Origin of the sequence: Exiguobacterium sp. s157 (assembly GCF_018618205.1) — a bacterium.
GTDB lineage: Bacteria > Bacillota > Bacilli > Exiguobacteriales > Exiguobacteriaceae > Exiguobacterium > Exiguobacterium chiriqhucha.
The window spans coordinates 1-22,290 of the sequence record NZ_JACSLQ010000013.1 but is presented as its reverse complement, the minus strand read 5'-3'; the positions used below and the strand labels follow the sequence as shown (position 1 = coordinate 22,290).

Below are 22,290 nucleotides of genomic sequence, written 5' to 3'. Positions count from 1 at the left end.
ACTATGGCTTACACGGCAGGCGAGTTTGATGTCATCGTCATCGGAGCTGGTCATGCGGGAATCGAGGCCGCGCTGGCTTCGGCGCGCATGGGCGCGAAAACGGCGATGCTCACGATGAATCCGGATATGGTCGGATTCATGTACTGCAACCCATCGATCGGTGGTCCCGCGAAAGGGATCGTCGTTCGCGAAATCGATGCCCTTGGCGGCGAAATGGCGAAGGCGATCGATGCGACGTACATTCAAATGAAGATGCTCAACACATCAAAAGGTCCAGCAGTGCGCGCATTACGGGCGCAAGCGGACAAATTCCAATACCAAAATCATATGAAGAAAGTGCTTGAAGACGAACCGAACCTATTGCTTCGTCAAGCGCTCGTCGAACGACTTCTCATCGAAGACGGAAAAGTCGCCGGCGTCGTCACGAATACTGGTTCGGAGTACCGCTCGAAAGCGGTCATCGTCACGACCGGTACGTTTATGCGCGGTCAAATTATCATCGGCGAATTGTCGTATGAGAGCGGTCCGAACAACCAGATGCCTTCGGTCGAATTGTCGAAGCATTTAGAAGAGCTCGGGCTCGAACTCGTTCGTTTCAAAACGGGGACACCGCCACGCATCGACGGCAAGACGATCGATTACTCGAAGACGGAGATTCAACCAGGGGACGACAATCCGTCGCTCTTCTCCTACACATCGAAAGACCTCGACCCGATTGAGCAAATCCCGTGCTGGCTCACCTACACGAGCGAGCGGACACACCAATTGATTGATGAGAACTTGCATCGTTCGCCGATGTACTCAGGTGCCATCAAAGGGACGGGCCCGCGTTACTGCCCATCGATTGAAGATAAAGTCGTCCGGTTCAACGATAAACCGCGTCACCAAATCTTCCTCGAGCCAGAAGGTCGCGACACGGAAGAAATTTACGTGCAAGGCTTCTCGACGAGTATGCCGGAAGACGTTCAGCATCAAATGCTCCGGACGATTCCGGGGCTTGAGAACTCAGAGATGATGCGCCCTGGGTATGCGATTGAGTACGATGCAGTCGTACCGACGCAACTTTGGCCGACACTCGAGACGAAGACGGTTGGCGGATTGTTCACGGCAGGTCAAATCAATGGGACGAGCGGCTATGAAGAAGCGGCCGGACAAGGCATCATGGCCGGAATCAACGCCGCATGCCAAGTGCTCGGCAAAGAGCCGGTCATCTTGGACCGCTCACAGGCGTATATCGGCGTCTTGATTGATGATCTCGTGACGAAAGGGACGAACGAGCCATACCGTCTGCTCACATCCCGCGCCGAGTATCGCTTGCTTTTGCGCCACGACAATGCGGACCTTCGTTTGAGCGACATCGGTCACGAGGTCGGTCTATTGTCACCAGAGCGTCATGCCCACCTTGAAGACAAACGAGTCGCTATCGCGGCAGAAGTGAAGCGTCTCAACGGACTCGTCATCAAACCGTCCGCTGACGTGAACGCCGTGCTCGAAGAAGTTGGCGCGAACCCGCTCAAAGAAGCGACGCATGCCAGCATTTTGTTGAAGCGGCCAGAAGTGACGTACGCGACGCTCATGCGCTTTGCACCGGCACCGATCGAAGTGCCGTTTGAAGTGGCGGAGCAAGTCGAGATTCAAGTGAAATACGAAGGCTACATCTCGAAGCAGCTCGAGCAAGTCGAGAAGATGCGGCGGATGGAAGAAAAACGGATTCCGGAGAAACTCGATTACGATGCAATCGGTGGTCTTGCGACGGAAGCGAAACAAAAACTAAAACAAGTGCGTCCGCTCTCGATTGGACAAGCGTCACGTATTTCCGGGGTAAACCCGGCGGACGTTTCGATTCTTCTTGTCTATATCGAGCAAGGACAATACGCGACAGTGGAGTGAAACGATGAACCAATCCCAATTTATTGAGGCGCTGCAGGCAGAAGGGTTTGAATTGAGCGAGAAACAACTCGCTCAGTTCGAACTGTATTTCGAGATGCTCGTGGAGTGGAATGAGAAGATGAATTTGACGGCGATCACGGACAAGGAAGAAGTGTATTTGAAGCATTTCTATGACTCACTCAGTGCGGCGTTCCATTTCGATTTCGCAAACGTGGATACCGTATGTGACGTCGGTGCCGGGGCCGGTTTTCCGAGTTTGCCGCTCAAAATTTTATTCCCGCACCTTCACGTGACGATTATCGACTCGCTTAACAAGCGAATCACGTTCTTGAACGAACTCGCGCTCGCGCTCGGGTTAGAAGGTGTCGCGTTCCATCATGGACGCGCCGAAGAGTTTGGAAAAAATAAAAAATTTCGTGAGCAATTTGATGTCGTAACCGCCCGTGCGGTTGCCCGGATGACGGTGCTCGCCGAGTACTGTTTACCGCTCGCAAAAGTCGGCGGAACGTTCGTAGCGCTCAAAGCAGCGAAGGTTTCCGACGAGCTGGTCGATGCGAAAAACGCCTTGGCCGTGCTCGGTGGGAAAGTAAAAACGACACACCAGTTCCTATTGCCAGGAGAGATGAGTGAGCGTAATATCGTAATTGTAGATAAATTACGAAAAACGCCTGGGAAATATCCACGTAAAGCGGGTACCCCAGCGAAAGAGCCGCTAATCTGAGCAATAGTGTTTCACGTGAAACTAAAAGCAGATTCCGGTAGTGGAATCTGCTTATTTTTTACATAGAGGGGTGCCGACGTTGAAGAAAACATTTGCTAAACTGTTCGGAAGTCGTCCAGAAGTGGCGGTTACAGAAATCGCAGAAGTCAAACCGAATGACGCGGTTCAAGACATCGCGTTATCGTTGCTTCTCCCGAACCGTTATCAACCGCGTAAAGTATTCGAGCCGGCTAAAATCGAAGAGCTCGCTGTCACAATCGATGAACATGGTCTCCTGCAGCCAATCGTCGTCCGAAAAGCAGAAGAGGGACGCTACGAGATTATCGCTGGGGAACGCCGCTTCCGCGCCGTTAAATCGCTCGGCTGGTCGGTCATTCCGGCCATCGTCCGGGAGATGGATGACGATACGACTGCCGCTCTGGCATTGATTGAGAACTTGCAGCGCGAACAGCTAAGTCCGATTGAAGAAGCGGAGGCGTACGATCGTCTGCTCGCCATGAAAGGTCTGACACAAGACGCGCTCGCGAAGAGTCTCGGCAAGAGTCAGTCGACGATTGCCAATAAACTACGCCTGTTGAAATTGCCGAACGACGTCAAGCAATGTTTGCGCGACCGCCAAATCAATGAACGTCACGCTCGGGCGCTTTTGCCGCTCAAAGAGGAAGGACTCCAGCTCCAAGTGCTCATGGAGATTATAGAGCAGGACTTTAACGTCAAAGAGACGGAAGAACGCGTCGCCTTCTTGACGACACCGATTGAAGAAGAGAAGCGGAAACCGAAAAAGCAACGCCGTCGGACGAAAAGTTTCGCACGTGACACGCGAATCGCCCTCAATACGATCCGGGACTCGGTCAGTTTGATCGGAAAGACCGGGATTGAAGTCCAGACCGAGGAAGTCGAAGAAGACGAATTTGTTGAAATTCGAATTCGAATCCCGAAAGCACGGCCACAAAAGTGAGCCTGTGCTTTTTTTATAGCTATCAGTCAGAAGGAATGGAGGAATCATGATGGAACGGTTACCGATTAAACACATTCGTCCCAACCCGAACCAGCCCCGTAAGCAGTTCGAACCAGAAAAGCTAGACGAGCTCAGGCAATCGATTGAACGTTATGGTGTGTTGCAACCAATCGTCGTCCGTAAAGCGAGTGGGTTTTATGAAATCATCGCCGGCGAGCGTCGGTTTCAGGCTGCTCAATTGGCCGGCAAGACGGATATCCCGGCATTGATTGTCACGGCCGACTCGGACCGCGTCATGGAACTCGCCTTGATTGAGAATATTCAACGTGCCGACTTGAACGCGATCGAAGAGGCGCTCGCCTACGAACAGTTGATGCAAACGCTCGGATTGACCCAGCAACAACTGGCCGAACGCGTCGGCAAGAGTCGGAGCCATGTGACGAACAGCCTGAGACTGCTTCGGTTACCGAGTGCGGTCCAGCATGCGGTCATGGTTGGCGAGTTGACGATGGGTCACGCCCGGGCCATCACCGGCATGAAATCGGTTCAGGCGATGGAACAGATTGCCCGTCGCGTCATCGCCGAGCAATGGACGGTCCGCCGACTCGAGCGCTATTTACAAAAGGAGCGCATTGAAAAAAAGACGCTCAAACGCTCGGACGCCGACGTGGAAGCCGTCGAGGCGGTGCTAGCGGAACGTCTTCAAATGGATGTATCGATTCGCCCGCGTCGAAAAGGGGGCGTCCTCGAGCTGAAGTATTTCTCGCAAGACGATTTGGAACATCTATTGACGTTGTTATCGCCTCAAGATTTCGATTCGTCACGAGACTGACGAAGTCGGGTGATGGCCGCCTCTTCTTGATGAAGCCGCCCGATGCGTGAGTCGAACTCGACGAACCCGTCGGTGATGAAACGGGCCAGCTCATAGACGAGGTGGAGGCGCGTGTTTTGCAAAATCATCATTTCCATGAAGCCACTTACGTTGACGACGGCTTTAATGTTGTATTCGCCGACCGAAGGGAGTTCTTTTTGAACACCGGCACCGGGGGCGAGCGGTCCTTCTGAGAAGAAGATATAACCGACACTCGACAAGCGACCGAGGCAAGCGTCGATGGCGATGATGAGGGGGCGATGGAACCGTGTCTGAATCTCATGGAGCGTCTCGACAAGGTTCAGCGCATGGACCGGTTTTGTCAACGTGCCGTAGACATGGATATTGCGGACAAAGCGCTCCTCAAGGAACGTGCCGACGAGCGGTCCGAGCGAGTCACCGGTGGAACGGTCGGAGCCGATACAAACGAGGACAATTGGACGATGCGTCTCCTTTGCCAACTGATCATGCAGTTGATCGGCAAAGAGCTTGGATCCACTCCGTTCGGTATGTTCGATGAAGAAAGAGTATGGTTTATGAGGTTTTAGGCGAAACGGCATGAATCTCATCCTCTCTTCTAAGCTGCCTGCGTCTAGTTGCAATTGCGGAATGAAACCGTATTATCCCATTCCCGGAACACCGAAACTTATAACGTCCGGATGTAGGGTTTGAGAAAAGTCGTTAATTATGGTTTGATGGGTTAGAATCTATAACGCTAGAGGTGACAACATGGCTTCACAAAATACAGATACAAACTTAAGCACGGTAGCCGACGAAACGATGGATAGTGTCAATCGGTTCGTCGCCTATTTCCAAGACACGGAGATGTGGATCGGTCTCGGTATCAAATTGACTGGTGTCGCACTCATCATCTTGGCACTTTATGTGGCGTCACGTATTTTGACGTCGATGGTCCAACGCGTGTTCGCACTGCGTAAAATTAAAGAGCACGATATTGTGACGCAACGGCAAAACGAGACGCTATCGAAATTGGCCCAAAACACGATTCGCTATGTGCTCGGCCTGATCATGATTTTGACGGTGCTCGGGCAGTTCGGCGTCAATATCGCCGGTTTAATCGCATCGGCCGGGGTCGCCGGTCTGGCCATCTCGTTTGGCGCGCAAAACTTGGTGAAGGACGTCATCACAGGTGCGTTCATCATCTTCGAGAACCAGTATAAGAACGGGGATTACGTCAATTTAAATCAACAAGTCGACGGCACCGTCATCGAAGTCGGGATTCGGACGACGAAGTTGAAAGGGTTGAACGGACAAGTGACGATCATCCCGAACGGACAAATCATGCAAGTGACGAATTATTCACTCGAAAACAGCGTCGCAGTCGTCGATATCGGTGTCGCGTATGAAGAAGACACGGATAAAGTGGAGAAGGCGTTGAAAGAAATCGCCCATACGGTCGAGGAGAAGTATCACGACTTGTTCATCGAACCAATTACGCTCGCTGGTGTGCAGTCGCTCGGACCGTCGGAAGTCGTCTATCGTCTCATGGCCGAAGTTCCACCGACACAACACTTTGCGGCCGGTCGGATTTTGCATAAAGAGTTGAAGGCCGGGCTAGATGAGCGCGGAATCGAAATCCCGTATCCGCGTACCGTCATGATGCCGCCAACCACAACGACTAAAGGAGCGCCGGAAAATGCAGGCTAAATCGTATGAGTTGAACGATTTTGTAGAAATGAAGAAACCGCATGCGTGTCAGACGAACCGCTGGCAGGTGACTCGGGTCGGAATGGATATTCGCATCAAGTGTCAAGGATGCGGGGCGAGCGTGCTCATGCCGCGTCGCGACTTTGATAAGCGATTGAAAAAAGTGCTTAAACAAGAGAACGCCGCTGAATAAGTGGCGTTCTTCTCTATGTTGCAACCGTGAGTTGCGGTTTAATCGAGGACTAACTATAATTGTGAAGGATGTGACGGTGTGGTGTACTGAACGTACCCACTCCACAGACGGATCAACATTTCCCGGGAAAGCCGGATGAGGAGGACATACAAGTGGGATTAACAGCAGGAATCGTCGGATTACCGAACGTCGGGAAATCGACATTATTTAACGCCATCACGCAAGCCGGTGTAGAAGCAGCCAACTATCCGTTCGCGACAATCGACCCGAACGTTGGGGTCGTCGAAGTGCCGGACGCACGTCTCGATCGGTTGACAGAACTCGTCAAACCGAAGAAGACCGTACCGACCGCATTTGAGTTTACAGATATCGCCGGAATCGTGAAAGGTGCGTCAAAAGGAGAAGGTCTTGGAAACAAATTCCTCGCCAACATCCGTGAAGTCGACGCGATTTGCCAAGTCGTCCGTTGCTTTGAAGACGACAACATCACGCACGTAGCAGGAAAAGTCTCACCGATTGATGACATCACGACCATCAACCTCGAATTGATTTTGGCCGACCTTGAGTTGGTCGAGAAACGCATCACGCGCGTTCAAAAAATGGTCAAGTCGAAAGATAAGGGTGCACCTCAAGAACTCGAGGCACTTGAAATCGTTCAAGCCGTCCTCGAATCGGAGCGCCCGGCTCGCGTTGCCGAGTTGACAGAAGACCAGCTTGCGATCGTCAAACACTTCCAATTGCTCACGATGAAGCCGATGCTTTACGTCGCGAACGTCAGTGAAGACGAAGTGGCGGATGCCGATCAAAACCCATACGTCCAAGCAGTTCGTGAACACGCGGCGACAGAAGAGGCGAAAGTAATCGTCATCTGTGCCCGCATCGAAGAAGAAATCTCAGAGCTCGAACCAGAAGAGCGCCTTGAGTTCTTGCAAGACCTCGGCATCGAAGAATCAGGTCTCGATCAATTGATTCGTGCCGCTTACTCGACGCTCGGTCTCGCGACTTACTTCACGGCCGGTGAGAAAGAAGTACGCGCCTGGACGTTCAAGCAAGGTATGAAAGCCCCACAATGTGCGGGCGTCATCCACTCGGACTTCGAGCGTGGATTCATCCGGGCAGAAGTCGTCTCGTATGAAGACTTGTCAGCTGCCGGCAATATGACGACGGTCAAAGAACAAGGGAAACTTCGCTCAGAAGGAAAAGAATATGTCTTCCAAGATGGCGACGTCGTCACGTTCCGTTTCAACGTTTAAGCCATTTTACGGAAACGTATTGTAAAACGAACAGAAGTTTGATAGTATATTATGACGTGAGTAAAACATTTGTTTGCTCCTTGCTCCTACAACCGGTAGGAGCCGTTAGTCCAAGAGGAGGTGAAAGATAATGCGTAAATACGAACTTCTTTACATTATCCGTCCATCAGTTGATGAGGAAGCTAAGAAAGCTTTAATCGAACGCTTCAACAACGTCATCACTGAAAACGGTGGTACTGTTGATAAAACAACAGACATGGGTAAACGTCGTCTCGCTTACGAAATCAACAAGATGCGCGAAGGACACTACGTTCTTCTCAACATCACTGCTGAGCCTAAAGCGATTCAAGAAACAGAGCGTCTCATGAAGATCTCTGATGACGTTGTCCGTCAAATGACAACTAAAGACGAGCGTTAATTCTTAACGCTTCATATTGCGAAAGGGGAGCTTTGAGATGATTAACCGAGTTGTGTTAGTTGGTCGATTGACACGCGATCCAGAAATGCGTTACACGCAGAGCGGGATTGCCGTAACTCGCTTTACTCTCGCTTGCGATCGTCCATTCACTGGACAAGATGGGAAGCGCGAGGCGGACTTTATTGATTGTGTCGTTTGGCGCAAACAAGCAGAGAACGTGGCACAATATTTGAAAAAAGGCAGCATGGCCGGCGTAGACGGTCGCCTTCAAATCAGTAGTTACGAAGGTCAAGATGGCCAACGTCGTTACCGGGCAGAAGTCGTAGCCGATAGCGTACGCTTCCTTGAACCACGCGGTGCCTCAGGGCAACGTGATACAGCACCGGCTGGAGATGTCTTCGGTGGTGGTGAGTCAAGTGGGTCAGGATGGGGCGCAGCCGCTTCTTCGACTTCATCTCAGTCCTCGAACTCAAACAAAGGTTTTGAAGCTGACCCGTTCTCGGGTGGCGGAAAAATCGACTTATCGGATGACGATCTGCCATTTTGATCGCGTCGATTCGAAAACTAAACTAAAAAGGAGGTCTTCACATGGCACGTCGTCCAGGAGGTCGTCGTCGTCGTAAAGTATGTTTCTTTACGTCGAACAACATCACCCATATCGATTATAAAGACGTAGAATTGCTCAAACGCTTCGTTTCGGAGCGTGGTAAAATTCTTCCACGTCGTGTGACTGGTACTTCAGCGAAATACCAACGTCCACTTACTGTCGCTATCAAGCGCTCACGTCAAATGGCTTTGCTTCCATACGTTGCAGAGTAATTTTTGACACACGGCTTATCCCTCGGGATAGGTCGTTTTTTGTTTTCTGAGCCGATGTAGGAGTGTAAGTGAAACGGGCGGATATGGTATGATAGAGCAGAAACCATTTAGACATCATGGGTGGAACACCACTCATTTTAGGAGGCACACATGCACAGTGGTGAAGCAATAACATCAGTGAAGAACCAGTACGCGCGTCACGCCGTTCCATATGTGATTGGAATGTTGGTCGCGTTAGGATTGGCGTTCTACAGCATTGTGGCGGCAATCACCCTGTTCGTGGGCACGCTGATTTTTTTCATCTATCAGCAAGTGACGATTCGACGAGAGCGCAAGGCATGGGAACAATACGTTCATTCCTTGTCGCATCGGATTGAAGATGTTGGGAAAGAAGCGCTCACCGGCATGCCGATCGGGATTCTCGTCTTTGACGAAGCTCGTCGCATCAGCTGGTTCAATGAACAGTCTCGACTCATCTTTGAGCTCGAGATGGAACTCGGAATCTCGATTGACTCGATTCACTCGGCGTTCACCGAATTGATTGAGGAAGAAGAAGACGAGGCGACCATCGAAGTCGGAGACCGCGTTTATCGGGTCCTCTACAATAGGGAGTATCAGACACTTTACTTGTTCGATATGACGGATGAGGCAGAGATTGAACAAAAATACTCGGAAACACAGACGGTAATCGGCGTCTTATACTTAGACAACTATGACGAGATGTCGACCGCTGTGGATGAACAGGTCCGGAGTGAAATCAATCGACGTGTGACCGTCCTCTTGAACCAATGGGCTCAAAAATACCACATCTATATGCGCCGGACGGCAGCCGACCGCTTCTTTCTCGTCATGAACGAACGGACGCTCTCTGAACTCGAGAACAACCGCTTCTCGATTCTCGATGAGGTCCGTGAGGCGACGAAAGAGCATAAGATTCCGCTCACACTCTCCATCGGGATTGGCTGCGGAGAGACGACGTTGACGGAACTCGGCAACTTGTCGCAATCGAGTCTCGATTTAGGGCTCGGACGCGGCGGTGACCAGGTCGTCGTCAAGCGTCATAACGGGAAAGTCCGCTTTTTCGGCGGCAAGACGAACCCGACCGAGAAACGGACCCGGGTTCGAGCCCGCGTCATCTCGAACTCGATGCGCGATTTGATTCGCGAGTCGAGCCGTGTCCTGATTATGGGGCATAAAAACCCCGATATGGATTCACTTGGGGCTTCGATTGGCATCATGAAACTGGCTGAATTTGTCGGTCGCGAGGCGTACGTCGTCATCCCGGCCGGCGAGACGAGTGTCGGCATCCAACGTCTCGTCAATGAAGTCGAAAACGACGAAGACCTATATAGCCGTTTTTTGACAGAGTTCGAGGCTCAACCGCTCATCGACGAACAGACGCTCCTCGTCGTCGTCGATACGCACCGACCGTCGCTCGTCATCTCACGGGACATTTTGGACCGGGCGGAACGGGTCGTCGTTATCGATCACCATCGCCGCGGCGAAGAGTTCATCGAGGACCCGGTCCTCGTCTATATGGAGCCGTACGCGTCATCGACGTGCGAACTCGTGACGGAGTTGATCGAGTATCAGGCCGGGACGCGCAAGCTATCGATTTTAGAGGCGACGTCGCTCCTCGCAGGTATGGTGGTCGACACGAAAGGATTTACCTTGCGGACGGGGTCGCGGACGTTCGACGCCGCTTCCTTCCTTCGGATTCAAGGGGCAGACACCGTGCTTGTCCAACACTTCATGCGTCAAGACCTTGAATCGTATATCGAACAGTCCCATATACTCGAAAACACGGATATTTATTCCGATGGTATGGCGATCGCCGTCGCTTCGGATGATGAAGTGCATCATCAAGTGTTGATTGCCCAATCCGCTGACCAACTCCTCAATATGGAGGGCGTTAAAGCGTCGTTCGTCATCGCCATCTTGCCAGACGGCCGGACCGGCATCAGTGCTCGTTCGCTCGGCGACGTCAACGTCCAAGTCATCATGGAGATGCTGGACGGGGGCGGCCATTTGACGAACGCGGCGACGCAATTGAACGTGAGCCGGGAACAGGCGAAGACGTTATTACAAGAAGCGATTGATCATTATATGACAGATGAAACAGAGGGAGAGGATTCTGAATGAAAGTCATTTTAAAAGTAGATGTTAAAGGTCAAGGTAAAGCTGGTGACGTCAAAGACGTCGCGGACGCTTACGCAAAGAACGTACTCTTTAAAAAGAACTTGGCGGTCGAAGCGACACCGGGTAACTTGAAGGCGTTCGCCGCGAAAGAGCGACGCGCTGAAGAAGCGGCCGAAGAAGAATTGAAGCAAGCCCAACAGTTGAAGGACAAGCTTGAAAAAGAGACGATCGTCGTCAAGACGAAGTCAGGTGAAGGCGGTCGCGTCTTCGGATCGGTCACGAGCAAACAAATCGGTGAGGCGTTGAAAGGAATGGGCTACAAGATCGACAAGCGTAAAATCGAGCTTGAACACCCAATCAAAGCGCTCGGGTTCACGAAAGTGCCGGTGAAGTTGCATCATGACGTCACGGCTTCGTTAAACGTTCATGTTCAAGAAGCGTGAAGGTGAGGTAGACAACGTATGAGTGATGCGATTCAAGTCAACACCCCGCCACATAGCGTCGAAGCGGAACAAGCTGTCCTTGGGGCCGTCATCCTCGATTCTGATCGGCTGATTACGGCCTCGGAACGGGTCGACCCGGACGACTTTTATCGTGTCAGCCATCAACGGATTTTTGAGGCGATGCTGAAGATTAACGACCGCGGCGAACTCGTCGATTTGGTCACGCTCAGTTCGGAGCTTCAAGCCCAAGGCATTCTCGATGAAATCGGTGGGTTGAACTATTTGGCGGAAATCGCCGAAGCGGTTCCGGCCATCGGCAACATCGGTTATTATTTGAACGTCGTCGACCAAAAGGCGGCGCTTCGCCGCTTGATTCGGACTGCGACGAATATCGTCTCGGACGGCTATGAACGCCAAGACGAGGTCGATGCCGTCCTGTCAGACGCCGAGCGGAACATTCTAAAAGTCTCGCAACGTAAAGGGCAGTCAAGCTTCCATCCGATCGGCTCGGTCTTATCGGACGCCTACTCGACGATTGAAAAACTGCACCAATCGAGCGGCGAAATCACCGGTATCGCGACCGGATTCAGCGATCTCGACAAGATGACGGCCGGTTTCCAACGCAACGACCTCATCATCGTCGCAGCCCGTCCTTCCGTCGGGAAGACGGCCTTCGCCTTGAACATCTCGCAAAACGTGGCCGTCCGTACCGGCGAGAACGTCGCCATCTTCAGTTTGGAGATGGGTGCCGAGCAGCTCGTCATGCGGATGCTCTGTGCGGAAGGCAATATCGATGCCCAGCGTCTACGGACGGGACGGCTCGAGGCCGAGGACTGGGGACGACTCTCGCTCGCCATGTCGTCACTGTCACAAGCCGGTATCTATATCGATGATACGCCGGGTCTTCGCGTCAACGAGATTCGGGCCAAGTGCCGCCGCTTGAAACAAGAGCACGGCCTCGGCATGATCATGATTGACTACTTGCAGCTCATCGTCGGGAACGGCAAGCCGGGCGAGAACCGGCAACAAGAAGTCTCGGAAATCTCGCGTACGCTCAAAGCGATCGCACGTGAGCTTCAAGTGCCGGTCATCGCCTTGTCACAGCTCTCACGTGGTGTTGAGAGCCGTCAAGACAAGCGACCGATGATGTCGGATATCCGGGAATCCGGGGCGATTGAGCAAGATGCCGATATCGTCGCGTTCTTGTACCGGGATGACTATTACGACAAAGAGAGTGAAGACGCCAACACGATCGAGATCATCATCGCCAAGCAGCGTAACGGTCCGACGGGGACGGTCAAACTCTCGTTCCGAAAAGAATATAACAAGTTCGTCAACATGGAGACGCAAGCCTTTGCGCCACCGATGTAGGACGAATGATTCTGCCAAAGGCGACGTCTCATGACGTCGCCTTTTTGGTCGGTCTTTAGACCTAAACGTATCTTGATTTTGAAGAATTTCATCATTGAACGAGAAATGACACGTCAATAACGAACGAAAGGTTACAACTTAAAAATATCGTTCGGTATTAGGTTGACTTTCAACAAGAGCAAGTGTACACTTACGGATGGTTTGAATAGAACGTTTATCTACAAGGAGGATTCATTATGTCATCAGTAGTCGTAGTGGGAACGCAGTGGGGCGATGAAGGTAAAGGGAAAATCACGGACTTCTTATCGAAGCAGGCCGAGGTCGTCGCGCGTTATCAAGGGGGAGACAACGCTGGTCATACAATCGTCTTCAACGATACGAAGTATAAACTTCACTTGATTCCATCGGGGATCTTCTACTCGGACAAAACATGTGTCATCGGGAACGGGATGGTCGTCAATCCGAAATCACTCGTCACGGAGCTCGCGTATTTGCACGAGCGCGGTGTGAGCACGGATAACCTCCGCATCTCGAACCGGGCCCACGTCATTTTGCCGTATCATCAGTTGCAAGACAAGCTCGAAGAGGACGCGAAAGGCGACGCCAAAGTTGGGACGACGCTCAAAGGGATCGGTCCTTGCTACATGGACAAAGCGGCGCGTATCGGGATTCGCATCGCTGACCTTCTCGACAAAGAAGTGTTCGCCGAGAAGCTCAAGACCGTCCTCGCGATTAAAAACCGCATGTTCGTGAAGATGTACGAAGTCGATGCGATTGAATTCGATGACATCTTCGAAGAATACTACGCGTACGGCCAACAGTTCGCCAAGTACGTATGTGATACATCGGTCGTGTTGAACAACGCGCTCGACGAAGAACAGAAAGTGCTCTTCGAAGGCGCGCAAGGTGTGTTGCTAGACATCGACCACGGAACGTACCCGTTCGTCACATCATCGAACGCGGCTTCAGGCGGCGTATCGAGCGGTGCCGGTATCGGTCCATCGAAGATCCATCACGTCGTCGGCGTCTGTAAGGCGTACACGTCACGTGTCGGAGACGGCCCGTTCCCGACCCAACTTGACGATGAGATCGGTCACACGATCCGTGAAGTCGGAAAAGAGTACGGTACGACGACAGGACGTCCGCGTCGCGTCGGTTGGTTCGACTCGGTTGTCGTCCGCCACTCGCGCCGCGTCAGCGGCATCACAGACCTTTGCCTCAACTCGATTGACGTGTTGACAGGTCTTGAGACACTCAAGATTTGTACGGCATATGAGTTCGAAGGCAAGCTCCTCGACGAGTACCCACCGAACTTCCGCGTGCTCGAACAGTGCAAGCCGGTGTTCGAAGAGCTCCCAGGCTGGACAGAAGACATCACAGGCATCCGCAAGTTCGAAGACTTGCCGGTAAACGCGCAGAACTATGTCAAGCGCATCGAAGCGTTGACAGGCATCGAGTTGTTGACGTTCTCGGTCGGACCGGCACGTGAGCAGACGGTCATCTTGCGTGATATTTACGAAGCATAAGATAGAGAGCCCTCGTGGCTCTCTTTTCATTTCCACGGAAATGGACCACGCTTTCTAACCTATAGAAAAAGAGTTACAATGTAGACATGTACGTTTAACGATAAGAGGAGGACTCACTGAATGGATCGTACGATTTTAGTGGTAGATGACGAACAACCAATCGCAGATATATTGAAGTTTAAGCTTGAAAAAGAGGGATACCAAGTCCACGTCGCGTATGACGGGGAAGAGGCGCTCGTGAAAGTCGAAGAAGTCAAACCGGATTTGATTTTGCTCGACATCATGTTGCCGCTCAAAGACGGTATGGAAGTATGCCGTGAAGTCCGGAAGAAGTACGATATGCCGATCATCATGTTGACGGCGAAAGACTCTGAGATCGATAAAGTGCTCGGACTCGAGCTCGGTGCTGACGATTACGTCACGAAGCCGTTCAGCTCGCGCGAGCTCTTGGCCCGCGTCAAGGCGAACATGCGCCGTCATGCGACAGCCCCGGCCCCAGAAACGAAAGGTGCCAACGCCAATGATATCGTCATCGGTGACTTGACGATTCATCCGGATTCATACATGGTCACGAAACGGGAAGAGAAAATCGAACTGACACACCGTGAGTTCGAGCTCATCCATTATCTTGCTCAAAACATCGGGCAAGTCATGACGCGCGAGCATTTGCTCCAGACGGTATGGGGCTATGACTACTTCGGCGATGTCCGCACGGTCGATGTGACGGTCCGACGTTTGCGCGAAAAAGTCGAAGACAACCCATCGACGCCGACGTATATCATCACGCGCCGTGGTGTCGGTTACTATTTAAAAGCAGGAGAAGAAGACTAAACGATGAAACGGACGAACTTCTTTAAATCTATCCAGTGGAAGCTCGTCGTCATCTATGCGCTGCTCATTCTTGTTGCGATGCAAGTCATCGGAGTGTACTTCGTGCGCTCCCTCGAACGACAATACATCAACAACTTCTCGCAGTCGCTCGTCGATCGCGCCAACCTTCTGAGCTATAACGTCAGTGAAGGGATCGCATCGAACGGCGGTGACTCGACCTCGGACCAGCAGTTGAACCAGGTACTGGATCAACTGCTGTCTGAGTTTACGGAGAGCACGACGCTAGCTGATGACATTCGCGAAGTCCAGATTATCGACACGAACAGTGTCGTCCGGGCGACGTCGAATCCGAATAACCAAAGTCTCGTCGGACAACGGACGGCGAACTCGTTTATTCAAAAATCGTTTGCGACGAGCGGAGCGCAAGAGACGCTCGTCTATGAAGACTCGAACGAACGCATGCGTGTCGTCGCCGTCCCGGTGAAATCCGAGGTCGATGGGACGACGACCGGTATGATTTATATCGAGGCCTCGATGCAGTCCATCTATAACCAAATGGAACAAGTGACGAGGATTCTCGCGACCGGGACACTCATCGCTCTCATCATCACATCGATCTTGGGAGTGTTGCTGTCACGGACAATCACGCGACCGATTGCGGATATGCGTCGTCAAGCCGTCGAGATGCGAAAAGGGAATTTCTCGCGGAAAGTTAAAGTCTATTCCGACGACGAGGTCGGCCAACTTGCTTACGCCTTCAACGAATTGACCGATGAACTTATGGAGGCGAACGCAACGACGGAAGCCGAACGGCGCCGCTTGACGAGCGTCCTCGAGAACATGTCGGACGGGGTCGTCGCGACGGATCGTTCGTTGCGCGTCATCTTGATGAACGACCAAGCCCGCGATATGATCGGGCTCGCTGAAGAAGAAGCGATGGGGGCGAACCTACAGAACTTGCTCGAATTCGATGACGAGATCGTCATCCCGGAAGACGGGACGATGCCGCCAAAACTGATCGACCTCAGTACGGACGAAGAGCTGTTCCTCGTCCGCGCCTACTTCTCACCGATCCAAAAGCATAGCGGACCAATCACCGGTCTCATCGTCGTTCTGCACGATGTGACCGAGCAAGAACAAGTCGAGCAAGACCGCCGTGAGTTCGTCGCGAACGTCAGCCACGAGCTGCGGACGCCGCTCACGACGATGCGGAGTTACCTCGAAGTGCTCGCGGAAGGCGCATACAAGGACGATGAGCTTGCCCCGCGCTTCCTCGAGACGACCCAGAATGAGACGGAGCGGATGATTCGCCTCGTCAACGACTTGTTGCAACTGTCGAAGATGGACAGCAAAGAGTATACGATGCAAAAAGTGAAGTTCGATTTTATCCAGTTCTTCAACGATATCATCGAGCGACATGAGATGACGAAAGGCGAGACGATTCAGTTCCGCCGTAAGCTCATGAAGCGTCGCGTGTACGTTCATGCCGATCAAGACAAGATGACTCAGGTCATCGATAATATCATCACGAACGCCGTCAAGTTCTCGCCAGAAGGTGGGACAATCACGTTCCGGACGATGCTCCGTGCCAAGCGGCTCGTCATCGGCATTAAAGATGAAGGAGTCGGTATCCCGAAATCGAACTTGAAAAAAATCTTTGAACGGTTCTATCGGGTCGACAAGGCCCGGGCCCGCAATATCGGTGGGACTGGACTCGGTCTATCAATCGCCAAAGAAGTCGTTTCCGCCCATGGCGGCGACATCTGGGCCGAGAGTGAGTTCGGACGTGGGACGACGATTTACTTCACCATCCCGTTCGATACGATCGTGGAGGTGAATGACTGATGGAACGACCACGCTTCTTGGCGAAGCCAGAACTAGTGAAATCGCTCGTCTTGCTCACCTTGATCGTCACGTCCATCGTCCAAACGGTCATCCTTTGGGATTACCATCCGAAGTATCAGTCGGTCCAATCGGAGACGCAAGTCGCGACGGTGGATGAGTCGTTGCAGCGCCAGGCGCGTCAAGTCATCGTGCCGGCCCAAACGGTCGTCCATGAGAACAACGCCGTCTTTGCCACGAAGAACACGCCGAAGCAAATCATGCGCGTCATCCGGGAATCGTTCGAAGCGAGCGAGTTCAAACCACTCGCCGTCAAGAACGTCCCGAGTTTGTATGCGGGCGTCGACGAGGCCGTCGAACTGATTTTACCGGAAGCGTATTATGCGGACACGCTCAGCTACATGCTCCCGGGCTCGTACAGCCTATCCGGGAAAGTGCCGCAACGGGCCCTCATCTTCATGAAGGACGACACGTGGCGCATCCGTACCATCATGAGCGACCAGTCGCTCTGGGAAGGCCGCTTGTCGAAAGTCGGCCAAGGGGACGTCAACAGCCTGTTCTTGAAAGATTCGGACCGGTCGATGCGACGTGTCACGTACACGGATGAACGCGTCAACTATATCCCGGTCGTCGGACCGGAGATGAATGAGCTGTTCGCCTATGACGTGTCTCAAATTCAAATCTCGGCGCGCCTCGACTGGATGCGCGATACGTTCTTCCCGGGTGACCCGAACGTGCAGGAAGTCGATCCGGCCAGCTCCGTCGGCGCCCTCACGAACGGGATTAGCGTCGCCGAATACGATGCGAACCTGAACGCGAGCCGCTACCGTAACTTGTCGCGCAATAGCACGGAACAAGAGTCGGTCATCGGGCTCGACACGATCGTCGAGTTCGTCAACTTCCACGGAGGTTGGGTCGATGAGACGTCGGAGAGCCAAGGGTTGTCGCTTCGCTTCGATGCGATTACCCCGGCCAATCAAGGGTTTGAGACGACCGTGTTCCGGTTTCACGTGAACGGTTTCCCGGTGTTCAGTCAACGGGAGGCGTTCATCAACAACGACGCCGTCGATTTGTCGACGCTGCGTATCGAGAACGACGGGACGCAAGTCCGGTCGATCACCCGGCACCATCTCGAAATCGATCGTTTGATCTCGGTCGGGACGACGCAGCTCGCGGATGGACAAGATGTGGTTGATACGCTCGTCAACGCAGGACGATTTGAAAACGTGACTGAGATTCGTCTCGGCTATGAGATTGAATACAATGAAGACACGAGCCGTTACGTCACGTTCTCCCCGAACTGGTTCGTTCGGGAAGCCGGAAGATGGATTCCATTCGATCAACCGGAGGACTGGACAGAAAGGATGATGTATCGTGGACTGGAGTAAAGCGAAAACGATTCTCCTCTTCGCCTTCCTCGCGCTGAACATCTACCTGTTGTTCCAGCTCTTGACGGAAACGTGGGCGACGGAGGTCGTGACGAACGACAATACGTCCATCGCGCAAATCTTGGACCAACGCAACGTCGATGCGTCGAAGTTGCCACGGATGGGTCGGGACATCGGCTATTTGACGGGATCGTCGGAACAGATGTCGGCCTCGATGATCACGCAGAATCGGGAAGCCCAACTGGCGACGACACTCGACAACATGCAACTCGAAGTCGAGCTCAAACAGCCCGTCCCGCTCGATCAAAACGATTTGCGGACGACCGCGGCGACGTTCGTCTCAGAGTACGTCCCGTTCGGTTCCGAATATGCGTACTGGCGATATGACGCCGAGACGCGTCAAGTCGCTTTCGTGCAGACGTATGAGAACAATAAGATTTTCTCGAACCCCGAAATCAACGGGGAGACGGAACAGTACATCGGTCCGTCGCTTTTATTGCTTCAACTGAACGAAGCGTTCGAAGTGACCGACTATAAACAACGTCATTTGACGAACTTGTCCTCGAAGTCGCAAGACGATCTCGTTTTGACGGCGAGCGAGGCGATCTCGCAACTCGCGGCCCGGAAATACTTCCAACCGAATCAAGAGATGCGAGCCATCAATACAGGCTTCTATAGCCTGCCGCTCGACAGTTCCGGCAGCCTGATTATCATGCCGCCGCTCTGGGCGATCACGATTGACGAGGACGCCTACTTCGTCAATGCGATCGACGGGACCGTCGAACGGGTCGAATTTGATTCAGAAGAATGAAAGGAGTGATCGAGTGACTTTACGCTATAGTGTGCTTGCGAGCGGTTCGACCGGAAACGCCCTCTACATTGAGACGGAACGGGCGAAATTGCTCGTCGACGCCGGATTGACCGGGAAGGCGATGCAACAACGCATCACCGAAATCGGCCGATCGTTTGACGGTATCGATGCACTGCTCGTCACGCATGAGCACTCCGACCATATTAAAGGTGTCGGGATTCTCGCTCGAAAGTACAATTTACCGATTTACGCGAACGCGAAGACGTGGGACGCGATGGAATCCTTGATTGGAAAGGTCGACCCAGCCTTGAAGTTTCACTTTGAGGTAGGCGAGATTAAACAGTTCGGGGATATCGAGATCGAGTCGTTCAACGTCAGCCATGACGCGGCCGACCCGATGTTCTACCAGTTCGCCCATGACGGCAGACGCCTCGCCCATATCACCGACACGGGTTATGTGTCCGACCGGATGAAAGGTGTCATCCGCGGGGCCGATGACTTTATTTTCGAATCGAACCACGACGTCTCGATGCTCCAGATGGGACGTTACCCGTGGAGCGTCAAGCGCCGGATACTCGGGGACTACGGTCACGTCTCGAACGAAGACGCGGCCATCGCGATGAGCGAGGTCATTGGGGATCAGACGAAACGAATTTATTTGGCTCACCTCAGTAAAGATAACAACATGAAAGAGCTCGCTCAAATGAGCGTCTCGCAAACACTCGGGACGCGTGATGTCGACCTCGGTCGCATCAAATTGTGCGATACCGACCCATCGACCCCCACTTCGCTCGTTTCTTTATAAGCGAACTTGGGAAAAGACAGATAACACACTGTCTTGAAGGGGGGACGCGTCGTGAATGAAGAGAGACACCATGAGTATGAACCTCAAGACGTCGAACCTTTAGAGCACGAAGCAGATACAATGAACGATGTAAAACCGACGTACCCATCTCGTAGCGAGTGGCGCCCGAAGCAAGAAGAACATGTGCGCCATAAGCCACGAGTGAATTTAAAACCGTTGTTACTCGGAGGGGTTGGCGGATTCTTAGGAGCGGCTTTGTTCTTTTTGGCGATGATGCTCTGGGATTCCCCAACCTCTCGTTTTGTGACGAATGAACTGATTCGGACGGAACAAGCCGTAACCGTCACGGAATCTGACATCACGAGCGCTGTGACGGGCGCTAAGACGTCCGTCGTCAGCATTACGAACATCCAGCGGGCGTTCACCTCGGACTCGCAGTGGGAGGCCGGAGCGGGCTCTGGTGTCATCTATAAGGTCGACGGCGACACGGCGTATATCGTCACGAACTTCCATGTCATCGAAGAAGCGGATGAGATCAACGTCGCGTTTTCTGATGGACAAGTCGCTTCGGCGACGATTCTCGGAGAAGACCCGCTCAATGATTTGGCTGTCGCATCGGTCAAACTGCCGGCCAATATCGACGTCGCCCCGATTGCCCTCGGGGACTCGACCGTGCTCCAGGCAGGCGAGACCGTCATGGCGATTGGGAATCCGCTCGGCGTCTTTTCAAACTCGGTCACCCGTGGTATCGTCAGTGGTGTCGAACGCACCGTGCCGGTCGATACGAACAGTGACGGCCTCATGGATTATAACGCCGAGGTCATCCAGACCGATGCAGCCATCAACCCGGGTAACTCCGGCGGGGCACTCATCAACATCCGCGGCGAGCTCGTCGGCATCAACTCGATGAAAATCGCCGAGGCGAGCGTCGAAGGGGTCGGCTTCTCGATTCCCGTCAACGTCGCGTTGCCGGTTATCGATATGCTCGAGCGTGATGGGGAAGTGACGCGGGCCCAGCTCGGTGTCACGATTCAAGAAGTCATCGCCGTACCGGGTAACGTCAGGGAAGAGTATGGGATTAGTTTTGATAACGAAGACGGGGTGTTCGTCGAGGCAATTACGCCCGGCAGTCCAGCCGAAGAGGCGGGCCTCCGCGTCGGTGACGTCATCGTCAAAATCGGCGACCGCGACATCAAACGTTACGTCGATTTGCGAGACGCCCTGTACCGAGACGCCACGGTTGGGGATAAGGTCACGATTGAATATACGCGACGCGGCAAGGCAGGCAAGACCGAGGCCACATTAACTGAAGCAACCTAAAGGAGCGGCGACGCTTCTTTTTTAAGGAGGAAACATTGTGGAAAAAAAAGTATGCAAGGAACATGTTGAAATCGCTTTAGATATTATTGTCGATGAGACGGGGGAATACCCGTTGCTCGAAGAACTATCCACAAGTGGACAAGTGACATGTGAGTTCTGCGATGCCGACGCAACATATGTTGTGTCAAGCAAAAAATGATTATCAACATGTGGATTTGTGGATAACTCTGTGGATAACCCTATGGATAACTCCAAAAAAACTGTGGAAAAAGGAAGAATTGGATGAATATTTCAATTATCACGGTCGGCAAACTAAAAGAGAAGTATTTGAAACTAGGGATTGCCGAGTACACAAAACGTTTGTCGGCCTATGCGAAAGTGCAGGAAATCGAGGTCGCGGACGAGAAAGCGCCCGAGCATTTGAGTGAAGCGGACATGATTCTAGTAAAACAAAAAGAAGGCGAGCGGATTTTGGCGAAAATCAGTCCGGACACGCATGTGATTGCCTTGGCCATCGATGCCAAACAACGAACGAGCGAAGAGTTCGCCCGCGAGCTCGACAACTTGGCGACGTACGGGAAGAGCAAAATCGCGTTCGTCATCGGCGGATCGCTCGGCTTATCGGATGACGTCATGAAACGTTCGGACGACACGATCTCCTTCTCAAAAATGACGTTCCCGCATCAATTGATGAAGCTCGTCTTGTGCGAGCAGATTTATCGAGCGTATCGGATCAACCGGAATGAGCCTTATCATAAGTAACCACATATATATTTGTTTAGCGTCAAAGGCAGCTTCTGTCTTTGACGCTTTTTGTGCAGGTAAATGTTTTCGACTACCGAATGCTAATCATATGGAAAAAGGTTTAAGAGCATTGAAAATCAAGTACCTACTTTGATTAAAACTCGCATGAATTGAATGATTGGAAGGAGAGTGTAGACGTCAAGTTGATTTTGACACTTTTTGCTCGTTTGCCTTTTACACTTCTGCCGAAAACAATGATTTCCGGTTTCTCATCCGATG

At 52.5% G+C, this 22,290-nt stretch carries 23 protein-coding genes; 22 read left to right on the top strand and 1 reads right to left on the bottom strand.

Translation table 11 applies throughout. The features are described from left to right. The first annotated feature begins 3 nt into the window (after positions 1-3). From mnmG to KNP67_RS14690, 4 genes are all read left to right on the top strand, one after another. Positions 4-1,890, top strand: coding sequence for a tRNA uridine-5-carboxymethylaminomethyl(34) synthesis enzyme MnmG (gene mnmG, locus KNP67_RS14705; RefSeq protein ID WP_021067854.1), 1,887 nt, complete (start codon positions 4-6; stop codon positions 1,888-1,890). Between the two features lie 4 nt (positions 1,891-1,894). Then, positions 1,895-2,611 (top strand): 16S rRNA (guanine(527)-N(7))-methyltransferase RsmG, encoded by a 717-nt coding sequence (gene rsmG, locus KNP67_RS14700; protein ID WP_021067855.1) that lies wholly within the window; start codon positions 1,895-1,897, stop codon positions 2,609-2,611. 79 nt (positions 2,612-2,690) lie between these two features. Next, positions 2,691-3,569 carry a nucleoid occlusion protein gene (gene noc / locus KNP67_RS14695; protein ID WP_021067856.1) on the top strand — a complete coding sequence of 293 codons (879 nt, stop codon included), beginning with the start codon at positions 2,691-2,693 and terminating at the stop codon, positions 3,567-3,569. Between the two features lie 49 nt (positions 3,570-3,618). Continuing rightward, positions 3,619-4,401: a ParB/RepB/Spo0J family partition protein gene (locus KNP67_RS14690; protein WP_029596439.1), complete on the top strand. Its 783-nt coding sequence runs from the start codon at positions 3,619-3,621 to the stop codon at positions 4,399-4,401. Here the strand turns inward: KNP67_RS14690 and yyaC are convergent. Continuing rightward, on the bottom strand, positions 4,374-5,000 hold the full coding sequence (gene yyaC / locus KNP67_RS14685) for a spore protease YyaC (RefSeq protein ID WP_021067858.1): 627 nt from the start codon (positions 4,998-5,000) through the stop codon (positions 4,374-4,376). The two genes, KNP67_RS14690 and yyaC, sit on opposite strands and share 28 nt — an antisense overlap. 169 nt (positions 5,001-5,169) lie before the next feature. On the opposite strand from yyaC, the gene KNP67_RS14680 reads away from it, so the two are divergent. The 18 genes from KNP67_RS14680 to rlmH all read left to right on the top strand — a co-directional run bounded on the left by KNP67_RS14680 (position 5,170) and on the right by rlmH (position 22,029). Further along, positions 5,170-6,108 (top strand): mechanosensitive ion channel family protein, encoded by a 939-nt coding sequence (locus tag KNP67_RS14680; protein ID WP_029596438.1) that lies wholly within the window; start codon positions 5,170-5,172, stop codon positions 6,106-6,108. Beyond that, entirely contained in the window at positions 6,098-6,301 is a 204-nt protein-coding gene (locus KNP67_RS14675; protein ID WP_016509068.1) for a DUF951 domain-containing protein, read from the top strand. The genes KNP67_RS14680 and KNP67_RS14675 overlap by 11 nt, the downstream gene beginning before the upstream one ends. 152 nt (positions 6,302-6,453) lie before the next feature. Next, positions 6,454-7,554 carry a redox-regulated ATPase YchF gene (ychF, locus tag KNP67_RS14670; protein WP_029596437.1) on the top strand — a complete coding sequence of 367 codons (1,101 nt, stop codon included), beginning with the start codon at positions 6,454-6,456 and terminating at the stop codon, positions 7,552-7,554. Positions 7,555-7,684: 130 nt separating this feature from the next. Next, positions 7,685-7,972, top strand: a complete 288-nt coding sequence (gene rpsF, locus KNP67_RS14665; protein ID WP_021067861.1) for a 30S ribosomal protein S6 — start codon at positions 7,685-7,687, stop codon at positions 7,970-7,972. A 37-nt stretch (positions 7,973-8,009) separates the two neighbouring features. Then, positions 8,010-8,519 (top strand): single-stranded DNA-binding protein, encoded by a 510-nt coding sequence (gene ssb / locus KNP67_RS14660; protein ID WP_021067862.1) that lies wholly within the window; start codon positions 8,010-8,012, stop codon positions 8,517-8,519. 41 nt (positions 8,520-8,560) lie between these two features. Next, positions 8,561-8,791 (top strand): 30S ribosomal protein S18, encoded by a 231-nt coding sequence (gene rpsR / locus KNP67_RS14655; RefSeq protein WP_015880232.1) that lies wholly within the window; start codon positions 8,561-8,563, stop codon positions 8,789-8,791. Positions 8,792-8,941: 150 nt separating this feature from the next. Further along, positions 8,942-10,933, top strand: coding sequence for a DHH family phosphoesterase (locus KNP67_RS14650; RefSeq protein WP_021067863.1), 1,992 nt, complete (start codon positions 8,942-8,944; stop codon positions 10,931-10,933). Then, positions 10,930-11,373, top strand: a complete 444-nt coding sequence (gene rplI / locus KNP67_RS14645; protein WP_021067864.1) for a 50S ribosomal protein L9 — start codon at positions 10,930-10,932, stop codon at positions 11,371-11,373. Before KNP67_RS14650 ends, rplI begins: the two co-directional genes overlap by 4 nt. An 18-nt stretch (positions 11,374-11,391) precedes the next feature. Next, positions 11,392-12,744, top strand: a complete 1,353-nt coding sequence (gene dnaB / locus KNP67_RS14640; RefSeq protein ID WP_021067865.1) for a replicative DNA helicase — start codon at positions 11,392-11,394, stop codon at positions 12,742-12,744. 236 nt (positions 12,745-12,980) lie between these two features. After that, positions 12,981-14,270, top strand: a complete 1,290-nt coding sequence (locus KNP67_RS14635; RefSeq protein ID WP_021067866.1) for an adenylosuccinate synthase — start codon at positions 12,981-12,983, stop codon at positions 14,268-14,270. Between the two features lie 120 nt (positions 14,271-14,390). Further along, positions 14,391-15,101: a response regulator YycF gene (gene yycF, locus KNP67_RS14630; protein WP_034780323.1), complete on the top strand. Its 711-nt coding sequence runs from the start codon at positions 14,391-14,393 to the stop codon at positions 15,099-15,101. A 3-nt stretch (positions 15,102-15,104) separates the two neighbouring features. After that, positions 15,105-16,946, top strand: a complete 1,842-nt coding sequence (gene walK / locus KNP67_RS14625; protein WP_214756932.1) for a cell wall metabolism sensor histidine kinase WalK — start codon at positions 15,105-15,107, stop codon at positions 16,944-16,946. Then, the gene (gene yycH / locus KNP67_RS14620) at positions 16,946-18,331 is read left to right on the top strand and encodes a two-component system activity regulator YycH (RefSeq protein ID WP_131472081.1); all 1,386 of its coding nucleotides are present in this window, start codon (positions 16,946-16,948) and stop codon (positions 18,329-18,331) included. Before walK ends, yycH begins: the two co-directional genes overlap by 1 nt. Beyond that, positions 18,318-19,142, top strand: coding sequence for a two-component system regulatory protein YycI (locus tag KNP67_RS14615; protein WP_021067870.1), 825 nt, complete (start codon positions 18,318-18,320; stop codon positions 19,140-19,142). The genes yycH and KNP67_RS14615 overlap by 14 nt, the downstream gene beginning before the upstream one ends. A gap of 13 nt (positions 19,143-19,155) precedes the next feature. After that, a complete protein-coding gene (locus KNP67_RS14610) occupies positions 19,156-19,947 on the top strand; it encodes an MBL fold metallo-hydrolase (protein WP_021067871.1) in 792 nt (263 codons plus the stop codon). 51 nt (positions 19,948-19,998) lie between these two features. Further along, positions 19,999-21,267, top strand: coding sequence for a S1C family serine protease (locus KNP67_RS14605; RefSeq protein ID WP_021067872.1), 1,269 nt, complete (start codon positions 19,999-20,001; stop codon positions 21,265-21,267). 37 nt (positions 21,268-21,304) lie between these two features. After that, positions 21,305-21,466 (top strand): CxxH/CxxC protein, encoded by a 162-nt coding sequence (locus KNP67_RS14600; protein ID WP_021067873.1) that lies wholly within the window; start codon positions 21,305-21,307, stop codon positions 21,464-21,466. Between the two features lie 83 nt (positions 21,467-21,549). Further along, entirely contained in the window at positions 21,550-22,029 is a 480-nt protein-coding gene (gene rlmH, locus KNP67_RS14595; RefSeq protein WP_058765186.1) for a 23S rRNA (pseudouridine(1915)-N(3))-methyltransferase RlmH, read from the top strand. Positions 22,030-22,290: the final 261 nt, after the last annotated feature.

What these genes read in the sequence shown, in the direction of transcription:
- yyaC (WP_021067858.1), bottom strand. Translation starts at nt 5,000, where the DNA reads ATGCCGTTTCGCCTAAAACCTCATAAACCATACTCTTTCTTCATCGAA.
- mnmG (WP_021067854.1), top strand. Translation starts at nt 4, where the DNA reads ATGGCTTACACGGCAGGCGAGTTTGATGTCATCGTCATCGGAGCTGGT.
- yycF (WP_034780323.1), top strand. Translation starts at nt 14,391, where the DNA reads ATGGATCGTACGATTTTAGTGGTAGATGACGAACAACCAATCGCAGAT.
- rsmG (WP_021067855.1), top strand. Translation starts at nt 1,895, where the DNA reads ATGAACCAATCCCAATTTATTGAGGCGCTGCAGGCAGAAGGGTTTGAA.
- KNP67_RS14675 (WP_016509068.1), top strand. Translation starts at nt 6,098, where the DNA reads ATGCAGGCTAAATCGTATGAGTTGAACGATTTTGTAGAAATGAAGAAA.
- rpsR (WP_015880232.1), top strand. Translation starts at nt 8,561, where the DNA reads ATGGCACGTCGTCCAGGAGGTCGTCGTCGTCGTAAAGTATGTTTCTTT.
- rpsF (WP_021067861.1), top strand. Translation starts at nt 7,685, where the DNA reads ATGCGTAAATACGAACTTCTTTACATTATCCGTCCATCAGTTGATGAG.
- KNP67_RS14635 (WP_021067866.1), top strand. Translation starts at nt 12,981, where the DNA reads ATGTCATCAGTAGTCGTAGTGGGAACGCAGTGGGGCGATGAAGGTAAA.
- rplI (WP_021067864.1), top strand. Translation starts at nt 10,930, where the DNA reads ATGAAAGTCATTTTAAAAGTAGATGTTAAAGGTCAAGGTAAAGCTGGT.
- walK (WP_214756932.1), top strand. Translation starts at nt 15,105, where the DNA reads ATGAAACGGACGAACTTCTTTAAATCTATCCAGTGGAAGCTCGTCGTC.
- dnaB (WP_021067865.1), top strand. Translation starts at nt 11,392, where the DNA reads ATGAGTGATGCGATTCAAGTCAACACCCCGCCACATAGCGTCGAAGCG.
- KNP67_RS14650 (WP_021067863.1), top strand. Translation starts at nt 8,942, where the DNA reads ATGCACAGTGGTGAAGCAATAACATCAGTGAAGAACCAGTACGCGCGT.
- ssb (WP_021067862.1), top strand. Translation starts at nt 8,010, where the DNA reads ATGATTAACCGAGTTGTGTTAGTTGGTCGATTGACACGCGATCCAGAA.
- KNP67_RS14690 (WP_029596439.1), top strand. Translation starts at nt 3,619, where the DNA reads ATGGAACGGTTACCGATTAAACACATTCGTCCCAACCCGAACCAGCCC.
- yycH (WP_131472081.1), top strand. Translation starts at nt 16,946, where the DNA reads ATGGAACGACCACGCTTCTTGGCGAAGCCAGAACTAGTGAAATCGCTC.
- rlmH (WP_058765186.1), top strand. Translation starts at nt 21,550, where the DNA reads ATGAATATTTCAATTATCACGGTCGGCAAACTAAAAGAGAAGTATTTG.
- KNP67_RS14680 (WP_029596438.1), top strand. Translation starts at nt 5,170, where the DNA reads ATGGCTTCACAAAATACAGATACAAACTTAAGCACGGTAGCCGACGAA.